This window comes from Actinomycetota bacterium (assembly GCA_030776625.1).
Lineage (GTDB): Bacteria > Actinomycetota > CADDZG01 > CADDZG01 > WHSQ01 > MB1-2.
Map to the genome: position 1 here is coordinate 229916 of JALYHL010000002.1, position 19053 is coordinate 248968.

Sequence of the window (19053 nt, forward strand, 5' to 3'; positions counted from 1 at the left end):
CTCCCTCGTCTCACCGCTCTTTCAGTTCCGATCGGGTCACGGAGGCTCCTGAGTGGGCAGGTACATAGCTCGACGGCTGCTCTATCTGCTGATGGTCGTGCTGATCATCACGCTGGCCACCTTCCTCATCTTCTATGTGATGCCGCCGGGCGATCCCGCGGTCGCTTTCGCAGGAAAGACGCCCACTCCCGAGGTCATCGAGCAGGTCAAGATCCAGTTCGGGCTCGACAAACCCCTGCACGTCCAGTACTTCACCTTCGTTCGCAACATCTTCCTGGGAGACGAGTACGGCTGGCCCGGGCTCGGTTTCTCGTTCGATACGCGATCGCCCGTGAAAGAGGAGTTGTTCACCCGTGCTGGTGTCACGATGCAGCTCGGGTTCGGCGCGGCGATCTTGTGGCTCGTCGTCGGGATCTCGGTTGGGATCGTGTCTGCGCTTCGGCGCAGAACCATGGTCGATCGTGCCGCTATGGGGTTCGCATTATTCGGCGTGTCGGCCCCGGTTTTCGCCGTCGGCCTCTTCGCGCTGTTCATCTTCTGGCAGAAGCTCGCGTGGTCGCCGGGCACGGGCCATACGCCCTTCGGTGAAGATCCCGGCGACTGGTTCGCCCACATGATCCTTCCGTGGGCGGTGCTGGCGCTGCAATACGCCGCGTTCTACGCCAGGATGGTGCGCGGAAACCTGCTGGAGACCCTCGGCGAGGACTACATACGCACGGCGCGCGCCAAGGGGCTGCCTGAGCGCAAGGTGATAGGCAAACACGGTCTGCGTTCGAGCCTGACGCCGGTGGTCACCATCTTCGGGCTCGACTTCTCGCTGTTGCTCGGTGGCGCGATCCTGACCGAGAGCGTCTTCAATATCCCAGGCCTCGGCCAGTTGGTGATCTCTGCGGTGAACCGCTCGGACATCCCGGTGGTGCTCGCGGTGACGGTGGTGGCTGCGTTCTTCGTCACGTTCATGAGCCTGGTCGTCGACATCATCTACGGGTATCTCGACCCGCGCGTAAGGCTGTCCTAGATGTCCCAGGAGCGTCTGCTCGAGGTCAAGGACCTCAAGGTCCACTTCAACACCCCAGACGGGGTCGTCAAGGCTGTCGACGGCGTCTCGTTCACGCTGGATCGCGGCGAGACTCTGGGAATCGTCGGCGAGTCGGGATCGGGCAAGAGCGTCACCTGCTTGACGAGCCTGCGGCTGATCAACCTCGAGAGCGCGAACGTCTCCGGTGAGGTCATCTTCAAGGGGCGCGACCTGCTGAAGATCTCGACCGAAGAGCTTCGCCAGGTACGCGGCAAAGAGCTATCGATGATCTTCCAGGATCCCTTCGCTTGTCTTCACCCGTTGTACCGCGTCGGCGATCAGATCGCCGAGGCCATCTATGCGCACGAGGACTGCAGCAAGACCTCCGCCAAGAAGCGGGTCGTCGACCTGTTAGCCGCCGTCGGTATCCCGCGGCCCGACTCCCGTTACAACGACTACCCACATCAGTTCTCAGGAGGTATGCGGCAGCGCGCGATGATCGCGATGGCGCTCGTGCACAACCCCGATGTCTTGATCGCAGACGAGCCCACGACCGCCCTCGACGTAACCGTCCAGGCTCAGATCCTCGACCTGATCGAGCGTCTGAAGTCGGACTTCAACGTGGGCGTGATCCTGATCACGCACGATCTCGGTGTGGTCGCCGACGTCGCGCAGACGGTCATGGTGATGTACGCGGGCAGGGCGATCGAGATCGGCGGGAAGGACCAGGTCTTCTCACAGCCGCTTCACCCATATGCGTGGGGTTTGCTGGAGTCGATCCCACACGTGGATCTGAAAGGCGCTCGTCTCGTGCCGATCGACGGCATGCCACCGTCTCTGATCAGGGTCCCGCCGGGATGTCCCTTCCACCCTCGTTGCCCTCACCGGTTCGAGCCCTGCGACAAAGACGTTCCCGAGCTCTACGACAGGGGCGGCGGTCATCCCGACGCCTGCCACCTCTCGATCGAAGAGAAGAAGCGGCTGTGGACCGAGCGAGAGCGTCGCCGCAGGAAGGTCGCGTCGTGAGCAGCGTCGCAACATCCGAGCCGGCTTCGGCCGGACCGGGGACGCTCGACGGCGGGCTGATCGAGGTCTGCAACCTCAGCAAACACTTCCCCGTGACCGAGGGGATCATCTTTCGCAAAGAGGTCGCTCGCGTGCAGGCGGTCAACAACGTGAGCTTCACTTTGATGCCCGGGGAGACGCTTGGTCTCGTCGGCGAGTCGGGATGTGGAAAGTCGACTACCGCGCGGCTGATAGCGAAGCTTCTTCCAGCGTCATCCGGTCGGGTCTTCTTCGAGGGCCGCGACATCACGCGGCTGTCTCGCCGCGACATGCTGCCGCTCCGGCGTGAGATCCAGATGATCTTTCAGGACCCGTACTCGTCGGTTAACCCGAAGCAAACGGTCGGCCAGATCATCGGTGCTCCGTTCGACATCCACAAGATCCCGGGTGATCAGCCGAAGCAGGTGCGAGAGTTGATGGATCGCGTCGGGCTGAACCCCGAGCATTACAACCGCTATCCACACGAGTTCTCGGGAGGACAGCGTCAAAGGATCGGTGTCGCGCGTGCGCTTGCGCTTCGGCCTAAGGTCATCATCTGTGACGAACCGGTGTCTGCCCTCGACGTCTCGATCCAGGCCCAGATCCTGAACCTGCTGGAGGACCTGCAGGACGAGTTCAAGCTGACCTATCTCTTCATCTCTCACGACCTCGGTGTCGTCCGTCACATCTCGGACCGCATCGCCGTGATGTACCTGGGCAACGTGGTCGAGGTAGCGCAGGCGGACGAACTTTATGAAGACCCGAAGCACCCGTACACGGCCGCGCTGCTGTCCGCCGTTCCCAAGCCCTATACCGACACCGACGTGCGCCAGCGTGTCGTACTGACCGGAGACGTTCCGTCCCCGATGGACCCACCCTCGGGCTGTCCTTTCCACCCCCGGTGCCCGAAGGCGCGTATCGTCGCAGGCGCCAAGGACAAGGTGCCCGACAACTGCAAAGGCCAGATGCCCCCGCTCGGCGAAGTTGCGCGGAGGCACTACGCCGCCTGCTGGTACCCGGTCGATGAGGGTGAACAGCTCCACCGGGCCGCACACGCGTAACCCCCGGGATGACCTTTTCGATCGTCGCCTGCGACCTTCAGGCTGATCCCGCGCCCGAATGGGGCGTGGCCGTCGCATCGAAGTTCCTCGCCGTCGGTTCATGTGTCGGCTTCGGACGTGCGGGAGCCGGCGCGGTTGCCACGCAGGCGCTGGCGAACGTCGCATACGGGCCTCAAGGCCTAGATCTCCTGAGCTCCGGATCGAGCGCGCAGGAGGTCGTGGAGTCGCTGACGAGGGCCGACGACGGAAGAGACGACCGCCAGCTGGGCGTGGTGGACCGCGAGGGTCGAGCGGCGACCTTTACCGGGCGCGGCTGCTTCGACTGGGCCGGCGGTCTCGTGAGCGATGGCTACTGCTGCCAGGGCAACATCCTCACCGGCAGCGGCGTCATCGCCGAGATGAGCCGCGCCTTCGACAGCGCAAGGGGCGAGCTGGCCGAGCGTCTGCTCGTCGCGCTGGCGGCGGGCGACGCGGCGGGCGGTGATCGCAGGGGCCGCCAGTCGGCTGCGCTCCTGGTGGTGCGTGAGGGCGGCGGGTACGGGGGCGGCAACGACGTCGCGGTGGATCTGCGCGTGGACGATCACCCGGCGCCTATCCCGGAGCTTCAACGAATCTTCGGGATACACCGTCTGTTGATGCCGCGACCCGAAGACCTCCGGCTGATCGATGTCGACGCGTCTCTTGCGGCAGAGCTACGCACGCTCTTGCAGCTTCCGCCCGGCACGACCTACGACGACGACGTCAAGGCCGCTTTGCGCGAGTTCATCGGTAGCGAGAACCTCGAGGAGCGTTGGGTCGACCAGGACCGGCTGGAGCAGGGCATCCTCGACCACCTCCGGAACAAGAGCCGCGGCTAGGTCGTGTCACAAAAGTCAGCTTTCCTACTGCATGGCCAACGGCCCCGCCCGACTGCCCGGACAGGGCGGCCCTGAAATCAATCGCCCGTGCTGGCCTCGTCCGGTACGGTTGCGGGATTGTTTTCCCTGTTGAGAGCCCATGATGTTCGCGTGTGGTCTCCCCGGCAGTTCCCAGGCTGAGAGCAGGTTTAGTTATGGCGTGTCGTATCAGTGAGCTCGTGCTCGCTTGCCGCGACCCCGAGGTGCTGGCGCGGTTCTGGTGCGAGGTCCTGGACTTCGTCGTGCTCGATCGCGAGGACGACGGCTCGGTGGAGATCGGGCCGCGCGAAGGCTTCGGCGGTCCGCAGCCGACGATCATCCTCAGTCGTAGCGATGAGCCGGAGAGGGGGAAATCCCGGCTGCACATCGACGTCAATGCCACCGACCGCGATCAGGACGCCGAGCTCGAACGCCTTCTGAAGCTCGGTGCCCGCCCGGCCGACATCGGCCAGACAGGGCAGGAGCCGTGGCACGTCCTGGCCGACCCGGAAGGCAATGAGTTCTGCCTGCTCAAGGCCCGCCTCGACCCGCTTTGATGCGCATCGGTCACGCCTCGACATCAGGTACCTAGGGTCTGCCTAGAAGTCCGGTGTGACGGGGGTATGGCGATCGGTCATCCTTTGTGCCTCATCCAAACGCCGGCGCCGACGACCGCGCCGCCCGCCAGTTGCAAGGGCGTCACGCTGCTCGAGCGAACGTCGCTGCGTATCGCGCCCGGCACAAGGCGAAATCTTCGTAGTACTGACAGTACTTCGGCTACTCAGGTGAGGTCGATCGAGCCTGAGTCGTGGCGAGTTCGAACACCCGACGTAAGGGCAGTCCCGTTTTCTGTGCCACCCGCACCGCGTCCTCGTATTCGGGGGATGCCGTGACGAGCTCGCCGCCGCGCCGCCCGAGTTTCACGCGCAGCGGTTCGCCTTGCACCTCTATCTCGACCCACTCGCGTTGCAGTTCGTCCTTCGCCACCCGCTGCGATCTCGCGCCAAGGGTGGTCGTTTCTCGGTAGAGCACATCCAGCACGCGCTCCTTCTGCTCCGGTGCGACCAGGATGGACAGCGTCACCGCCGGACGCCCCTTCTTCATGAGGATCGGCGTCGACCATGCGTCGGAGGCTCCGGCGCGAAGCAGCGAGTCGATGCAATACGGGATCAGCTCCCCGCTCATGTCGTCGATGTTGGTTTCGATCAGCCACGCCTCATCGGCAGGGGAGGCGCTGGATTCCGTCCCGACCACCACTCGCACCACGTTCGGCCGGTCGAGATCGCGCTCGCCGGCGCCGTATCCGATCGACTCCAGCTTCAGTGGCGGCATCGCGCCGAACGAGTCGGAGGCCGCGGCGAGGATGGCGGCCCCCGTGGGAGTGACCAGCTCTTGATCCCCGTGCTCTTCCAACTCGACCCCGCGAAGGATCTCCAGCACCGCGGGGGCGGGCACGGGAAGGAGGCCGTGTGCAGCCGTCACCCAGCCTCTGCCGGTGACGAGAGCTGAGGCCACGACGGTGCTCGGTGCGAGATGCTCTATGGCCGCCGCGCAACCGACGATGTCGATCAGCGCGTCGACCCCTCCGACCTCGTGGAAATGAACCTCCTGCGGGTCCGAGCCGTGAACCTTGGCCTCTGCTTGCGCGAGAACCTCGAAGGTCCTCAAGGCTCGGCTGCGCACCCCTTCCTCGAGCGGAGCGTCTTCCAGGAGCGTCTTGATCTCGCGGTAGTTCCTGCTGGTGAGGTCCTGCGTCGCCACCTTCACGCGCGTCGCGGCGATGCCGTGCTTCACCACTCGATCGACCTGCAGTTCCCACTCCGGCAGGCCGAGCGTTTGGAGCGAGCCGCGGACCGTGTCCTCCGGTACGCCTGCATCGATCAACGCACCCAGCAGCATGTCGCCGGCCGCGCCCGAGAAGCAGTCGAAGTAGAGGATCGTCACGGGTTGATGGTCCTCAGCACCCGCAGCGCGAACATCGCCGCGCCGAAACCGTTGTCGATGTTCATCACGGCGACGCCTGCGGCGCAGGAGTTGAGCATCGCCAGAAGCGCGGCCAACCCGTCGAAGGATGCGCCGTAACCGACGCTTGTCGGTACGGCGACGACGGGGGCGGCGGCGATCCCGCCGACGAGGCTCGCCAGCGCTCCCTCCATCCCGGCGATGACGATCAGCACGTCCGCAGCGCGCAGACGATCTTGTACCGCGAGCAACCGGTGCAGGCCGGCGACGCCGACGTCGCCGATCCGCTCGACCTCGGCCCCCGCAGATTCGGCGGTGACCGCGGCCTCTTCTGCGACGTGGCGATCGGAGGTTCCGGCGAACAGGACCGCCACACGCCCCAGCCGGACCCGCGCCTCGGTCCGGAACACCACGACACGTGCCTCCTCGTGATACCGCGCCGAAGGGAAGCGGTCGCTCAGATGCTCTGCCATCTCGGGCCGGACCCGCGTCGCGATCACAGCCCCCGCGTTCTTTTCGAGCAGAACAGCCGCGATCTGCGCGACCTGCTCGGGCGTCTTACCTTCTGCGTAGATGGCCTCGGGCATGCCCTGGCGGAGCTCGCGATGGGTGTCCACGCGAGCAACGCCTATGTCTTCCACCGGCAACGCCGACAGCGCGCGCACCGCCTCGTCGAGGCTTGTCGTACCGGCTTCTATGCCTCTGAGCAGGAGTTTCACCTCATCTGGGCGCATGTGGCGAGTGTAGGATGAGCCACCGTGCCGGACCTCACCGCAGATCAAACGACCGTGGCTCTCGCGGTCGTGGCGGGACTGGCGATCCTGGCTTTTCTCGCCGCGATCGGCTCGACCGTCCGTCTGCGAAAACTTCGCAAGGAATACATGATCCTGCGCGGCGACAAGGGGGAGCGTGACATCCTCGGCGCCGTCGCCGGCGCGATGCAGAGGGTGGATGCGACCGAGCAGCGGGTGGACTCGGTGATCCAGGCCCAGCAGGCGCAGGCGGGCGTGCTGCGCACCGCCCTGCAGAGGTTCCACATGGTGCGCTACGACGCTTTCGACGACATGGGCGGCCGGATGTCGTTCTCCGCTGCTCTCCTAGACGACCACGGCGACGGGATCGTCCTGACCTCGATCAACGGGAGGAGCGAGACCCGCACCTACGCTAAGGAGATCTTCAATCTGCGATCCGAGCACAACCTGTCTGACGAAGAGCGTGAGGCGATCGCCGGGGCCGTCGCCGCGCGCGCTCGGGGAGACGCCCGCGCCACTGCGTCGCGACAGTAGATAGATGATCGACCTTCGGCTTCTGCGGGACGCGCCCGATGCCGTGCGGGCGGCTTACGCCCGCCGCGGTGGAGTGGACGGACTCGACCACGTCATCGAGCTCGACCTCCGTCACCGGGATCTGTTGCGTCAGGTTGAGGACCTTCGCGCGGAGCAGAACCGTGCCTCGAAGGCGATCGGAGCCGCGCCGCGGGATGAACGCTCGGCCGCGATCGCGCACGCGAAAGAGCTTTCCGATCGCCTGAAGGGGCTCGAGCCGGAGCTCGAGCAGCTAGACGCCTCGCTCGCGGAAGCCGCCGTCCACCTCCCGAACTTCCCGCACGACAGCGTGCCCGAAGGTCTCACCGAAGAAGACAACGTCGTCGAACGAGAAGAGGGCGAGAAGCGGGACTTCGACTTCGAACCGAAGGACCATGTGGAGCTTGGCGAGGCGCTGGGAATCTTCGATTCGGAACGGGCGGTAAAGACATCCGGTAGCAGGTTCGTCTACCTGACAGGTCAGGGGGTGATCCTCGAGCTCGCATTGGTGCGGTTCGCTGTGGACCGTCTGCTGGAGCGGGGTTTCACACCCGTGGTCACTCCTGTGCTGGTGCGCGAGCGCGCGATGTACGGGACGGGGTTCTTACCCGCTGACGAGCACGAGTACTACCGAGTCGAACGGGATGAGCTCTATCTAGCTGGCACGTCGGAGGTCGCGCTGGCCGCCATGCACTCCGACGAGATCCTCTCGGAAGGGCAGCTCCCTCGTCGTTACGCCGGGTTCTCTTCCTGTTTCCGCCGCGAGGCCGGCAGCTACGGCAAGGACACGAGAGGTCTCGTGCGCGTACATCAGTTCGACAAGGTCGAGCAGTTCTCGTTCGCGCATCCCGATGCCTCGTGGGACGAGTACGCGGTCATCCGCAGCAATCAGGAGCAGATCCTGCAGGCACTAGAGATCCCATACCGAGTCTTGGTGATGTGCGGCGGAGACCTGGGTTCCTCCGCCGCGAAGAAGGTGGACCACGAGGCGTGGCTCCCGGGCGCCCGTCGCTACATGGAGGTGACCTCCGCGACGAACGCCACCGACTACCAGGCGCGGCGTTTGCAGATCCGCTTCAAGCAGCGGGGCAACAAAGGCTTGGTCCACACCCTCAACGGAACGGCCTGCGCGGTCGGGCGCACCATCGTTGCGCTGCTAGAGAACCACCAACAGGCCGACGGATCTGTTCGCATCCCGGAGGCACTGCGCCCGTACACCGGCTTCGACTCGATCGGCCCCGCTTAATCTCCTTTTTTCTCATCGTCTAAGACTTCTCAGAGTGCACTCGGCGGCACCGAGTTTCTGTCATAGGGATAGCTACGATGTGTATCTTCGTCGAATCCATTCAAACTCAAGCGGCTATGTCGTGAAACGAACCCGTCCGAATGCGTATGACTGGTTGTATGTACTGAACAACAATGGTGAGGAGTTTCTCGTGCGGGAGTGTCTACACTCGCGTAGGTCGTGGAATCTCGACAAGCGATTCCTTTTGACTGTGGGCATGATGGAGGGGTGACCGAGAGGCCGAAGGTGGCAGTCTTGAAAACTGTTGGGGTAACCCCCCCGTGGGTTCGAATCCCACCCCCTCCGCCGAGAGATTCGCTTCAGCCGACGTCAACCGCCAGGCGAACAATTGAAACCCGTTGTCGAAAGGACTTGCGGGTTCGAGCCCCCCGGCCTCCGCTGTGTCTGACCTGCACATTCGCGACTCTTCGCTAGTTCACGAAGTGCGCGACCTTCGGGTTGGCTTTCCAGGTGGCCGGGACGCCAGACCTCGAGCCGGGCGCGCGAAGATTGCAGCTGTGGGTGAAGTGACGCCATCGAAGTTCGCTGGCCTTAGCGGTGTTGGAGCGTCGCTTCTGTTCGCAATCGGCAACGCGATCTGGGGGATTGGTATGCCGGAAGATGGGACGGCCGTAACCGAGATCCTCCACTTCTACGAAGAGCGCGCGGACCGTATCGCTGTCGGTGGGTCGATCAGCCTGGTCTCAATCGCGATGTTCGTGGTGTTCGCGGCCGCGCTCAGACAAGCAGTCGTCGAGAGCGGAGGCGCCGACTACCTGGCGACAGCAGCGTTTGGGGGCGCTCTGCTTGCTATGGCCGCCGGACTAGGTGCCGAGTCGATCAACCTAGTGGCCGCCTTGCGGGCGGGCGAAGGTGAACTCACCAGACCGCTTGCTCAATCGCTGTTTGAGGTATCACAGATCCTGGGGTCCGCGGCCGGGGGCGTGGGACTTGGAGTATTCGGGCTTGCGATCGGCTGGGCGAGTCTTCAGTCGAACGCATTGCTGCCCCGCTGGGTGGGGATCACGGTGGCGGCAGTTGGGGTCGTTCTCCTTACCCCGTTGGCTCACGTGAACGTGCTGTCTGGCGGCGCAATGGTCTTACTCGGTTTACTGATTGGCGGAGCCCTACTGCGCGGCGCGAAAGCCAGAGTTCAAGGCTGATAGTGCTCGAGAGGGTTCACCCCGTCCTCCGCTGAAAGCACCGCTGACGCCGAGCAGCCGCGCGAATAAGCCCTCCATGGAGGTTGTTACCGAAGCACCGTCGAAGCACACTGGTGGCGTCCCCGCGGAGCCTCCGCGGATCGTTCGAAAGGCGGTGCAGGATGTCGACGGTAACCGCAGATCAGGAACTGAAGACTCGCCACAAGGCGATGTGGGGCTCCGGCGACTACGCGTCGATGGTGGAGACGTTCCTGCTGCCGCTCGGCCCTCGGCTCGTCGAGGCATGCGATCTCCGTCCTGGGCAGCGGGTCCTGGACGTAGCCGCCGGCACCGGCAACGCGTCTCTCCACGCAGCGGAGCGGGGCGCGGAGGTTGTCGCCAGCGACCTGACGCCGAGCCTGCTCGAGGCCGGGCGCGCCCGAGCAGAGGCCCTAGGCCTCGAACTTGAATGGATCGAGGCGGACGCAGAGGACCTACCGTTCCCCGACGAGGACTTCGACGTGGTGATGTCCTGTATCGGCGCGATGTTCGCCCCGCACCACCAGAAGGCGGCCGACGAGCTGGTGCGCGTGTGCAAGCGCGGCGACACCATCGGGCTGCTTAGCTGGACGCCCGAGGGGATGCTGGGAGCGCTCTTCCGCACGATGGGGCCATACGCTCCGCCGCCTCCGTCCGGCGCGCAACCTCCGCCGCTGTGGGGATCCGAGGATCACATCCGACAGCTGTTTGGGGATCGCGTCGAGTTCACCACTCTGGAGCGCGACGTCCTCGAGATCACCGCGTTCAAGCACCCGCTCGACTACCGCGAACACTTCAAGGAGCGTTACGGTCCGACGATCGCGACGTTCAAGAACGCGCGCGCGAACGGGCGCGAGGAAGAGCTGGACCAGGCGATGGCCGCCTTCTGTCACGAGTGGAACCGCGGGAGCGAAGACGAAGCGCGCTTTGAGAAGGAGTACTTGCTCGCCATAGGCACGAGGAAGTGATGCGTTCCTTATGAGCGACCTGCCATTCTGCTAGAAGCTGTTTGCTGGCCTGCCGGGGGGCCAGCGTCGCGCTAGCAACGACGTCGGCTACCCCTGCATCAGCAGCAGTCAGTGTCGCCGCAAGGGCACTCCGGACCGCAGTCGCACGGGAGCTCGCTCATCTCCACCTCCTTCCTACTTGGAACCAGACCCGCCGCAGTCGCCACATGGGCAACCACAGCACGGACAACCTCCGTCAGCCAACCTGTTCACCTCCTCGCTTGATGAAGGTGACCTCACATGGCCACAGCTCGCTTTCGTCCGTTGCGGGACATTCGAGGTTCGCCATCTCCGCCAGCTCGCCGCGCACCGCAGCGAGACGCGTCAGCTCCGCGTCGATCTCCGAGATCCGCCGCTCGACGATCGTGCGCGTGTGCCCACAGGGACACGCACCCTTGTCCTGGATCTCGAGCAGCTCTTTGATCTCCGCGAGCTTGAGCCCCATGGCCTGCGCGCCCTTGATGAATGCGATCCGCCGCGGCGTCGTCTCCTCGTACTCCCGATATCCCGAGGGCGACCGGGCGGGCGAGGGCAGCAGGCCCTCGCGTTCGTAGAAACGCACGGCGTCCGGCGACACCCCTGCTTCGCTGGCGACTTCCGAGACCTTCATGGGCATGCCGTGAAGGTAAACCTTGGAGTGCACTCCAAAGTCAAGCGACCGTTCGAAGATGCGACTGCTCCACCGCCGCAGCGTTCAGCCGCGGCGATCAGGTACGTGATGGCGTAGCCGGAGCTGAGAGGCACGCGAGGAGGGGGGCCCGTCCCCCCTTCTCGCCGCTCTAAGTCAGATGGTCGGGGTGCCCCCGGGGTCGCGACCTTCGATCGCGTCGCCCGTGCCGCCGATGCCGGCGTTGCCGGTGATCAAGGGGTCTCCGGTGATGGGCGGGCCGGAGTTCGGCAGCTCGGACGTCGCGCCGGCCCATCCGCCTTGTTCTCCTTGCTGGCCCTGCTGCCCGGAACCTTCGGACGAAGACGAGTGACGCTGTTGCTCCGATCCTTCAGACGACCCGGCGAAGCTCGAGACCCTTTCCTGAGCGCTCGAGGCGAGCTCCTGTCCCTGCTCCTGTGCGGTTCCTCGTAGATCCTCGGCTCCGCGCTGCGCTGCCTCCTGCGCGGCGCTCGCCGTCTCTTGAGCCACCTGACGCGCGGTCTCGGCCGCTTCTTGAGCTACCTGCTTGCCGCGATCGACCGCTTCTTGGCTGGTCTGTCGAGCCTGGTCGACCACCTGATCCGCTACCGGGCCGATCGTGCGCCTCTCTATCCGGGTGGCGGGCACCATCAGCCCGGCGAGGAACCCAAGAGCGACGGAGCCGACCGCCAGCCCCAGCGGGTTCTCCTGAGCGAGGCCCGCCGTCCGCTGGGCGCCCTGCCGGAGCTCCTGCGCCGTCGGCGTCGCTTCCCGCACCGTCCCGGCTACCGAACGCCCGGTCTCCGCCACGGATTGACCGGCGCTGCTGACGCTCTCGGCAACGCTGCTTCCGACGTTGCTTGCGGACTCGGAGATCGTGCTTCCGACGCCGCTGACCGATCCAGAGATGCTGTCGCCCGCGTTGCTCATAGAACCTCCTACGGATTCCTTGGTTCCCACGATGGCTCCCACGAAGCGGTCCTTCGCGCCGACCACCGACTGCACGACGCTGTCCTTCTTCTCTGCAACGGATTCCCGCGCGCGAGCCGGCACGTCCGCCTTGTAGCCGATGGCCTCCACCGTCTCCCCCATCCGGGAGCGCGTCTCTTCTATGTCCTGGCGGATCTCGTCGGGTTCTTTGCCCACTCGATGTCCTCCTTCACGGTTTCGACTGTTTGAGGTGCCGGCGGCGTGGCCTCTTTGACCTTGTCTCGCCCACGGAGTGCTAGTACTCCAGCCCCGGCGGCGTAAACGAGAGTCACGATCAGTGCCGCGAGCCATGCCGGCATGAACGTGTTCAGTACGAGGATCAAGAATGCGGTGAACGCGCCGAGCGCGAGCAGCGCCATGATCCCCCCGGCACCGACCAGGCCGACACCGACGCCGGCCTTCTTGCCTGTCGTCGTGATCTCGGCTTTCGCTAGCTCGAGCTCTTGGCGAACGAGTGTCGCTGTCTCCTCCGACAGCTGCTTCAGCAACTCTCCGAGAGGACGATCACGCAGGTCATCACCCGCAGGCTGTTGCACCATCACAGGTCCTCTGCAACCGGTGAATCAGAGAAGCCCGAAACCAGTCGCGGCGGCGGAACCGTCGCTCCCGTCGCCTGCAACTGTGACCGTAGTTGCTGGGACGAACGAGTGCTCACATAGCGGGAGTCGTACCTCATCGCGCTGGACGACTTGAGGAAGCGGGATGCCGCGAATCCCAGGAAGACCCCTCCGGCGATCACCACCCACGGGTTCCGCCGCGCGGCTTCCTCCACGTCCTGCAACAACCGGTCGGCGTCGCTGGTGCGCAGGTATCCCGCTACTTGCTCCCCCCGCTCCGCGACCTGCTCGGCGATCTTCGCCGGCGTCTCCTGACCTTGCTCGCGCAACTGTCCGGCGATGGTCCGAAGGTCCTGCGCGGTGGAGTGGACCTGTTGTCCCGCACGACTGGAGCGTTGCTCCAGCTGCGTGCGAACGAGGTTCCGCCCCTCCTCTTTGACCTGCACTGCACGTTCCCGCGCCTCGTCGGCCACCTGCTGGACCTTTTCCTGCGCTTGACCTGTCACTCCTCCGAGTCCCTGGTCCTCATCGACCCAATTAGCCACTTGATCTCCTCTCGCCATGCCGACTGCTACGAGGAGTACCCGGCTGACTGAGCAGGAAACCGTTCCCGGGCTGGCATGCTCGGCGCGATGACGCGCACGCGCCACCTGGTCCCGCTCCGGGACACCTTCCGGTACTGGGCACGCCTCGGGTTCATCAACTTCGGCGGTCCCGCCGGGCAGATCGCGATCATGCACGACGAGCTGGTCGACCGGAAGCGGTGGATCAGCAACGAGAGGTTCCTCCACGCGCTGAACTACTGCATGCTCTTGCCGGGCCCGGAGGCACAACAGCTCGCGATCTACGTCGGGTACCTGCTGAACGGTCCCGTCGGCGGCCTGGTCGCTGGGATCTTCTTCGTACTGCCGGCGTTCTTCCTGATCCTGGTTCTCTCGTGGGTGTACGCGGTGCACGGCGACATCGGGTGGGTGGCCGCGATCTTCTACGGGCTCCAGGCCGCAGTCATCGCGATCGTAGCGTCGGCGCTGATCCGCGTCGGGTCGAAGACGTTGAAGAACCCGAAGATGGTTGCGGTTGCGGCAGCCGCGTTCGCCGCGATCTTCTTCTTCGGGGTCCCGTTCCCGCTGATCATCATCGCCGCGGCCGTTGTCGGTGTGGTGGGACAGCGTCTGCACCCTGGCTGGTTTCCGGCCCCCGTTCCTCATGGAGATCCAGGTTCGGATGACGACGTCGTGCTGGGGGACGAAGTCGCGGACGAGCCTCGCCCGACCCCGGGCCGAACGGCGCGGGTCCTGGCCGTGGGTCTCGCGGTGTGGTGGGTCCCGCTGCTGACGGTGATCGCGGTCCGCGGCCCCCAAGACACCTTGAGTAAGGCGGCGCTGTTCTTCAGCCAGGCCGCGTTGGTCACGTTCGGTGGTGCCTACGCGGTGCTCGCGTACATCGATCAAGCCGCGGTGCACACGTTCGGGTGGCTGGAGCCCGGCCAGATGGTCACGGGGTTGGGGCTCGCCGAGTCGACTCCTGGGCCGCTCATCATGGTCACGGAGTTCGTCGGCTTCCTAGGCGCCTATCGCTTCCCGGGAGGACTCGACCCGGTGGTCGCGGGGACCCTCGGCGCGGTCGTGGCGGTGTGGGCGACGTTTGCCCCCTGTTTCCTGTGGATCTTCCTGGGTGCACCGTTCATCGAGCGGCTGCGGGGGAACGCGGCCTTGAACGCTGCCCTCTCGGGGATCACTGCGGCGGTGGTCGGCGTGATCTTGAACCTCGCGGTGACGTTCGCGCTGGCCGCGCTGTTCGGTTCCGTCTCGACCGCCCGCGTCGGAAACGCGAGGTTTCCGGTCCCGGATCTGGCTTCGGTCGATCCCTTTGCCGTGCTCCTCGCCGCCGCGGGGTTCTTCGCCCTATGGCGGTTTCGGGTGAACGTGCTGTGGGTGGTGGTCACGAGCGCGGTGGCCGGTCTGCTCTACCGGGCCCTGTGAGGGATCAGTCCGGCCCAAGCAGCAGCTCGCGTAGCTCGACGAGACTCGGAACCGTCACGTCCGGCGCAGGTCTCTCTGCGGCGGCCGCGGTCTCGTCGGTGACGCCGCTCAACACGAGAACCGTCGTCCACCCCATCGCTCGGCCCCCGGCGAGGTCGGTCGCCGGCTGATCGCCGACCACACCGATCCGGGCGCGGCCGTTCAACCTTCTCTCGATCGCCTGCATCATCGGGCGGTAGGGCTTGCCCATCACCTCCGCGCTACGACCCGATGCGGTCTCGACCGCCGCCACGGTCGCTCCGGCGCCGGGCCACAGCCCGTCGGGCGCGGGAAAGGTGCTGTCGTCGTTCGTCGCGAGGAATCTGGCGCCGCCGCGGACCGCGAAGGCAGCCGTTCTGATGTCGTCGTAGGTCATCTCGGATGTGCCCGAGACGACGACGACATCGGCGCGCCGGGCGTCGATGCCCTCCAAGAACGTCATCCCGATCGCGTGCAGGCTGGCCTTGATCCCGTCACCGCCGATCACGAAGACGCTGTGCCCGCCCCACCCGCGCCGCTCGATCTCCTCGGTCGTAACCACCGCCGAGGTCACCAGCTCCTCCGGCGTCGCCTCCACGCCGAACCGCGCGAGCCGCTCGACGTATTGCTCCGGAGTCTTCGTGGCGTTGTTCGTCGCGAGCACAACTCTGATCCCACCTGCTCGAAGCGAGGAGATGGTTTCAGCCGCGCCCGGCACCGGCTCCGCCCCGCGGTAGAGAACCCCGTCGAGGTCGCATACGAGCGCGTCGAGCTGAAGCCTCTGGTGCGACATCACCACTTCCTACTCCCTCCGGTCCACCACGCTTAGAAGAGCGTGGCGTTGCAGTGGCACGATTGCGCGGTGACTCACGCTAGAGCCGGCCACGATCACGACCTGCGAGGCGCCCAGTCGAAGGCGCTATGGATCGCGCTGACCGCGAACGCGACCTTCATGATCGTGGAGTTCGTCTCCGGGGTGGTCCTGGGCTCCCTCGCGCTGGTTGCCGACGCCGGGCACATGCTCTCGGACGTCGGTGCTTTGGCCGTGGCGCTGGTGGCACACAAGCTGCTGGTGCGGCCGCCGTCGCAGCGTCACACCTACGGGCTGCAACGCGCAGAGGTGGTCGGTGCGCAGCTCAACGCGGTGGTGCTCCTGGGTCTCGCCCTGTGGCTCTTCGTCGAGGCGATCCAACGATTGCAGGACCCACGAGACGTTTCCGGTCCGGGACTCGCGCTCGTCGCGGTCGGTGGCCTCCTCGTCAACCTGGGGAGCTTCGCCTTGTTGCGACGGGCACAAGGGTCCAGCCTCAACATGAGAGGCGCGGTGCTGCACATGGCATTGGACGCTGCCGGGTCCGTGGCTGCGCTCGCGGCCGGCATCGGAATCGTGCTGTGGGACGCAGGGTGGCTCGACCCTGCCGCCACCGTTGTCATCGTTGCGCTTTTGGTGTGGTCGGGGGCGCGCCTGTTGACCGACGCCACGCACGTTTTGCTCGAGGGTGTCCCGAGAGGCTTGGACGTCGGTGCGGTCGAGGCCGCCCTCGCATCGGATGTTGCAGTGGATTCCGTGCATCACCTCCACATCTGGAACCTCGCGTCGGACGTCCCAGCGCTATCCGCTCACATCGTCGTGGGCAGCGAGAAGACTCTGCATGAGGCACAGCTGCATTCCGACCGGCTGAAGTCGATGCTCGGCGAGCGCTTCGGGATCGAACACGCCACGTTGGAGCTCGAATGTCATTCCTGCGCGACGCAAACGTAGCGCGGCCTCTCTTCTATCCCGGCTCGCTTTTCGACAAAACGTGCGTTTAACGCACGTTTTTGCGCGTAGGCGCTCGATTCAGGTGGTTCTGGGTAGGTAGCAGCGATGACCCCTCCCCAGACCGCCGCGGCTCTCATCCCGCAGCGGCCCACGCTGCCCAAGCTGCAGGACGCCGCGGCCGGATGTACGGCGTGCGAGCTCTACAAGAGCGGCACGCAGACCGTCTTCGGCGACGGTCCCCGAGATGCCGAGATCATGCTGGTTGGTGAGCAACCAGGTGATAAGGAAGACCTCGCGGGCGAGCCGTTCGTAGGACCCGCGGGCCAATTGCTTGACCGAGCACTTGCGGCGGCCGAGATCGACCGGACGCAGGTCTACGTCACGAACGTCGTCAAGCACTTCAAGTGGGAGGCGCGGGGGAAGCGCCGGATCCACAAGAAGCCGAACATGGCGGAGATCACCGCATGCAGGCCGTGGCTCGAGGCGGAGCTCTCGGTCGTCAAGCCGCGGGCGCTCGTGTGTCTCGGCGCGACTGCCGCGCAAGCCCTTCTCGGCAAGGACTTCCGCGTTTCTACGCAGCGAGGGCAACCGGTTCAGTCGGACTGGGCGGAGCTGGTCACCGCAACGATCCACCCCTCTTCGATCCTTCGCGGGCCCTCCGAGGAACGCGAGAAGGCGTTTGCAGCCTTTGCCGACGACCTCGCTAGGGTGGCCCGACAACTACGAGCTTAGGGAGTGGCATGTCGAACGATCCGGTCATAGTGCAGCAACAAGACGTCATCCAGCACTCGGGCGCGGAGCCACCGCCTCCACGCGAGGACGGGCCGAGCGGACGCGAGGCGGTCGAGCACCCCGCCAAGGTGATGCGGATCGCGACGATGGTGCGTCAGCTGCTCGACGAGGTGCGGCAGGCATCGCTGGATGAAGCGAGCCGCGCCCGGCTGCGAGACGTTTACGAGACGTCGGTGCGAGAGCTTGGTGAGGTGCTTTCTCCCGACCTGAAGGACGAGCTCGGTCGTCTGAGCTTGCCCTTCGAAGTAGAGGCTCCCACCGATGCCGAGCTGCGCGTAGCTCACGCGCAGCTGGTCGGATGGCTCGAGGGCCTGTTCCACGGGATCCAGGCGATGTTGTTCGCGCAACAAGCGGAGAGTCGCGCTCGCTTCGAGGAGATGCGCCGTCACAGCCTGCCCGCGCCCGAAGACGTCTCGCCCCCGCACGGAGCGGGGCAGTATCTCTGATGGAGTGACAGCTAGTTGCTGGGGACGATCCTCTGGATCGATGACGGCGTCAGGAAGTAGAGCCATCCTCCCGGCCCCTTCGACACATCCACGATCGAGTCGGTGCTGTGGATGATGCGGTCGTCGCGCACCCGGGTGCCGCGCGCGTTCATAACGAAGCGGTGGAGGTTGCCTTCGAAGTCGCCCATGTAGAGGCTGCCGGATAGCGCTCCCATCCGGCCCCGGTACCACCACGGGTCCGTCGGGACGATCGGCGGTGTCCACCGCTTCAGCGGCCCTTTCGGGTTGTCCCCGACGCCGGCGGTGCCGCAGTACCCGCCGGACTCGTAGTTCTCACCCCAGCCGTAGTTGCGCCCCTTCTTGATCAGGTTCAGCTCGTCGTCGCAACCGGGCCCGTTCTCGGTCTCGTAGAGCTTGGACGTCCCGGGCTTGTGCGCGAGGCCGAACGGGTTGCGATGTCCGTAGCTCCACACCGGGTTCCGGTTCCCCGGGATCGAGAACGGGTTCGTGGCGGGAACGCTGCCATCGGCGTTGTAGCGCAGGATCTTTCCGAGCCGGTTGGTCTTGCTCTGCGCGGCTCCGGCGTTGTGGTTCTCGCCCGTCGAGATGAAGAGCTTCCCGCCGACGAACTCGAGCTGACCGCCGTTGTGATAGCCGGACGAGGCCGGAACGTTGGCCATGATCCTCTTCGCCCTACCGCACCGGTTGCGTTTAACGGTGTAGCGCGTCACGCGCATCTCTTCCGGCGACGCGTTCGTGTACATGACGTAGAGCCACTTCGTTCTCTGGAACCGGGGATGGAGCGTGATCCCGAGCGCGCCTTGCTCGCCGTCGCTGGCCACCGGGATGTCGACGCAGGCGCGCCCGAGCAAGCGCCGCCCGACCATCACGCGCACTTTGCCGGTGTTCTTCTCGGTGAAGAAGATCTTCTTCGTCCCCGCCACCCACGCCATGTCGACGGGGAACGAAAGCCCCCCCTGATACATCTGCACCTTGGTGCCGGGAGGCAGCGCCACCGCCGGCGCAGCCGGAACCACCACCCCAAGAGCGGCAACAAACACACCCAAAGAAGCCACAAACGCAAGAGCTCGAGTCATGAAGAAAGTCTCCCACCCGCGGACGCCTGCCGACGCCCTACGGG

General features: G+C 65.3%; 21 protein-coding genes and 1 tRNA gene. 14 read left to right on the forward strand and 8 right to left on the reverse strand.

Going from position 1 to position 19053, the window contains the following annotated elements; genetic code table 11:
• Nucleotides 1–52 precede the first annotated feature (52 nt).
• From M3N53_05300 to M3N53_05320, 5 genes are all read left to right on the forward strand, one after another.
• Nucleotides 53–1018: an ABC transporter permease gene (locus M3N53_05300; GenBank protein MDP9067752.1), complete on the forward strand. Its 966-nt coding sequence runs from the start codon at nt 53–55 to the stop codon at nt 1016–1018.
• Nucleotides 1019–2044, forward strand: a complete 1026-nt coding sequence (locus M3N53_05305) for an ABC transporter ATP-binding protein (GenBank protein MDP9067753.1) — start codon at nt 1019–1021, stop codon at nt 2042–2044. It abuts the gene before it with no gap.
• A gap of 92 nt (nt 2045–2136) precedes the next feature.
• A complete protein-coding gene (locus M3N53_05310; GenBank protein ID MDP9067754.1) occupies nt 2137–3123 on the forward strand; it encodes an ATP-binding cassette domain-containing protein in 987 nt (328 codons plus the stop codon).
• Between the two features lie 8 nt (nt 3124–3131).
• The gene (locus M3N53_05315) at nt 3132–3980 is read left to right on the forward strand and encodes a DUF1028 domain-containing protein (GenBank protein MDP9067755.1); all 849 of its coding nucleotides are present in this window, start codon (nt 3132–3134) and stop codon (nt 3978–3980) included.
• 194 nt (nt 3981–4174) lie between these two features.
• The gene (locus tag M3N53_05320) at nt 4175–4555 is read left to right on the forward strand and encodes a VOC family protein (protein ID MDP9067756.1); all 381 of its coding nucleotides are present in this window, start codon (nt 4175–4177) and stop codon (nt 4553–4555) included.
• A 220-nt stretch (nt 4556–4775) separates the two neighbouring features.
• Here M3N53_05320 and larC read toward each other — a convergent pair whose 3' ends face one another.
• On the reverse strand, nt 4776–5942 hold the full coding sequence (gene larC / locus M3N53_05325) for a nickel pincer cofactor biosynthesis protein LarC (GenBank protein ID MDP9067757.1): 1167 nt from the start codon (nt 5940–5942) through the stop codon (nt 4776–4778).
• A complete protein-coding gene (larB, locus tag M3N53_05330) occupies nt 5939–6694 on the reverse strand; it encodes a nickel pincer cofactor biosynthesis protein LarB (protein MDP9067758.1) in 756 nt (251 codons plus the stop codon). The genes larC and larB overlap by 4 nt, the downstream gene beginning before the upstream one ends.
• Nucleotides 6695–6718: 24 nt before the next feature.
• Between larB and M3N53_05335 the strand changes: the two genes are divergently transcribed.
• The 5 genes from M3N53_05335 to M3N53_05355 all read left to right on the forward strand — a co-directional run bounded on the left by M3N53_05335 (nt 6719) and on the right by M3N53_05355 (nt 10698).
• Nucleotides 6719–7246 carry a DUF4446 family protein gene (locus M3N53_05335; protein MDP9067759.1) on the forward strand — a complete coding sequence of 176 codons (528 nt, stop codon included), beginning with the start codon at nt 6719–6721 and terminating at the stop codon, nt 7244–7246.
• A gap of 4 nt (nt 7247–7250) precedes the next feature.
• Nucleotides 7251–8510: a serine--tRNA ligase gene (serS, locus tag M3N53_05340; GenBank protein ID MDP9067760.1), complete on the forward strand. Its 1260-nt coding sequence runs from the start codon at nt 7251–7253 to the stop codon at nt 8508–8510.
• A 261-nt stretch (nt 8511–8771) separates the two neighbouring features.
• A tRNA-Ser gene (locus M3N53_05345) sits at nt 8772–8855 on the forward strand.
• A 305-nt stretch (nt 8856–9160) separates the two neighbouring features.
• Entirely contained in the window at nt 9161–9712 is a 552-nt protein-coding gene (locus M3N53_05350) for a hypothetical protein (protein MDP9067761.1), read from the forward strand.
• A 161-nt stretch (nt 9713–9873) separates the two neighbouring features.
• The gene (locus M3N53_05355; protein MDP9067762.1) at nt 9874–10698 is read left to right on the forward strand and encodes a methyltransferase domain-containing protein; all 825 of its coding nucleotides are present in this window, start codon (nt 9874–9876) and stop codon (nt 10696–10698) included.
• Between the two features lie 235 nt (nt 10699–10933).
• Here M3N53_05355 and M3N53_05360 read toward each other — a convergent pair whose 3' ends face one another.
• The 4 genes from M3N53_05360 to M3N53_05375 all read right to left on the reverse strand — a co-directional run bounded on the left by M3N53_05360 (nt 10934) and on the right by M3N53_05375 (nt 13457).
• The gene (locus M3N53_05360; protein ID MDP9067763.1) at nt 10934–11353 is read right to left on the reverse strand and encodes a heavy metal-responsive transcriptional regulator; all 420 of its coding nucleotides are present in this window, start codon (nt 11351–11353) and stop codon (nt 10934–10936) included.
• A 168-nt stretch (nt 11354–11521) separates the two neighbouring features.
• Entirely contained in the window at nt 11522–12511 is a 990-nt protein-coding gene (locus M3N53_05365) for a DUF3618 domain-containing protein (GenBank protein MDP9067764.1), read from the reverse strand.
• Nucleotides 12475–12894: a phage holin family protein gene (locus M3N53_05370; protein ID MDP9067765.1), complete on the reverse strand. Its 420-nt coding sequence runs from the start codon at nt 12892–12894 to the stop codon at nt 12475–12477. The genes M3N53_05365 and M3N53_05370 overlap by 37 nt, the downstream gene beginning before the upstream one ends.
• Nucleotides 12894–13457 carry a hypothetical protein gene (locus M3N53_05375; protein MDP9067766.1) on the reverse strand — a complete coding sequence of 188 codons (564 nt, stop codon included), beginning with the start codon at nt 13455–13457 and terminating at the stop codon, nt 12894–12896. Before M3N53_05375 ends, M3N53_05370 begins: the two co-directional genes overlap by 1 nt.
• Before the next feature lie 87 nt (nt 13458–13544).
• On the opposite strand from M3N53_05375, the gene chrA reads away from it, so the two are divergent.
• A complete protein-coding gene (gene chrA, locus M3N53_05380; GenBank protein MDP9067767.1) occupies nt 13545–14894 on the forward strand; it encodes a chromate efflux transporter in 1350 nt (449 codons plus the stop codon).
• 4 nt (nt 14895–14898) lie between these two features.
• On the opposite strand, the gene M3N53_05385 is transcribed toward chrA, so the two are convergent.
• Nucleotides 14899–15705, reverse strand: coding sequence for an HAD-IIA family hydrolase (locus M3N53_05385; protein MDP9067768.1), 807 nt, complete (start codon nt 15703–15705; stop codon nt 14899–14901).
• A gap of 69 nt (nt 15706–15774) precedes the next feature.
• Between M3N53_05385 and M3N53_05390 the strand changes: the two genes are divergently transcribed.
• The 3 genes from M3N53_05390 to M3N53_05400 all read left to right on the forward strand — a co-directional run bounded on the left by M3N53_05390 (nt 15775) and on the right by M3N53_05400 (nt 17912).
• Nucleotides 15775–16674 (forward strand): cation diffusion facilitator family transporter, encoded by a 900-nt coding sequence (locus M3N53_05390; protein MDP9067769.1) that lies wholly within the window; start codon nt 15775–15777, stop codon nt 16672–16674.
• Between the two features lie 105 nt (nt 16675–16779).
• Nucleotides 16780–17406, forward strand: coding sequence for a UdgX family uracil-DNA binding protein (locus M3N53_05395; protein ID MDP9067770.1), 627 nt, complete (start codon nt 16780–16782; stop codon nt 17404–17406).
• 8 nt (nt 17407–17414) lie between these two features.
• Nucleotides 17415–17912, forward strand: a complete 498-nt coding sequence (locus tag M3N53_05400; protein ID MDP9067771.1) for a bacterial proteasome activator family protein — start codon at nt 17415–17417, stop codon at nt 17910–17912.
• A gap of 11 nt (nt 17913–17923) precedes the next feature.
• Here the strand turns inward: M3N53_05400 and M3N53_05405 are convergent.
• Nucleotides 17924–19053, reverse strand: a 1130-nt coding sequence (locus tag M3N53_05405; GenBank protein ID MDP9067772.1) for a PQQ-dependent sugar dehydrogenase, incomplete at its 5' end; no start/stop codon positions are given.

Bases quoted from the DNA above. Each gene is read 5' to 3' on its own strand.
- M3N53_05370 (MDP9067765.1), bottom strand. From the start codon at position 12,894: ATGGTGCAACAGCCTGCGGGTGATGACCTGCGTGATCGTCCTCTCGGA.
- M3N53_05400 (MDP9067771.1), top strand. From the start codon at position 17,415: ATGTCGAACGATCCGGTCATAGTGCAGCAACAAGACGTCATCCAGCAC.
- M3N53_05360 (MDP9067763.1), bottom strand. From the start codon at position 11,353: ATGCCCATGAAGGTCTCGGAAGTCGCCAGCGAAGCAGGGGTGTCGCCG.
- larB (MDP9067758.1), bottom strand. From the start codon at position 6,694: ATGCGCCCAGATGAGGTGAAACTCCTGCTCAGAGGCATAGAAGCCGGT.
- M3N53_05305 (MDP9067753.1), top strand. From the start codon at position 1,019: ATGTCCCAGGAGCGTCTGCTCGAGGTCAAGGACCTCAAGGTCCACTTC.
- M3N53_05385 (MDP9067768.1), bottom strand. From the start codon at position 15,705: ATGTCGCACCAGAGGCTTCAGCTCGACGCGCTCGTATGCGACCTCGAC.
- serS (MDP9067760.1), top strand. From the start codon at position 7,251: ATGATCGACCTTCGGCTTCTGCGGGACGCGCCCGATGCCGTGCGGGCG.
- M3N53_05395 (MDP9067770.1), top strand. From the start codon at position 16,780: ATGACCCCTCCCCAGACCGCCGCGGCTCTCATCCCGCAGCGGCCCACG.
- chrA (MDP9067767.1), top strand. From the start codon at position 13,545: ATGACGCGCACGCGCCACCTGGTCCCGCTCCGGGACACCTTCCGGTAC.
- M3N53_05315 (MDP9067755.1), top strand. From the start codon at position 3,132: ATGACCTTTTCGATCGTCGCCTGCGACCTTCAGGCTGATCCCGCGCCC.
- M3N53_05320 (MDP9067756.1), top strand. From the start codon at position 4,175: ATGGCGTGTCGTATCAGTGAGCTCGTGCTCGCTTGCCGCGACCCCGAG.
- M3N53_05350 (MDP9067761.1), top strand. From the start codon at position 9,161: ATGCCGGAAGATGGGACGGCCGTAACCGAGATCCTCCACTTCTACGAA.
- M3N53_05355 (MDP9067762.1), top strand. From the start codon at position 9,874: ATGTCGACGGTAACCGCAGATCAGGAACTGAAGACTCGCCACAAGGCG.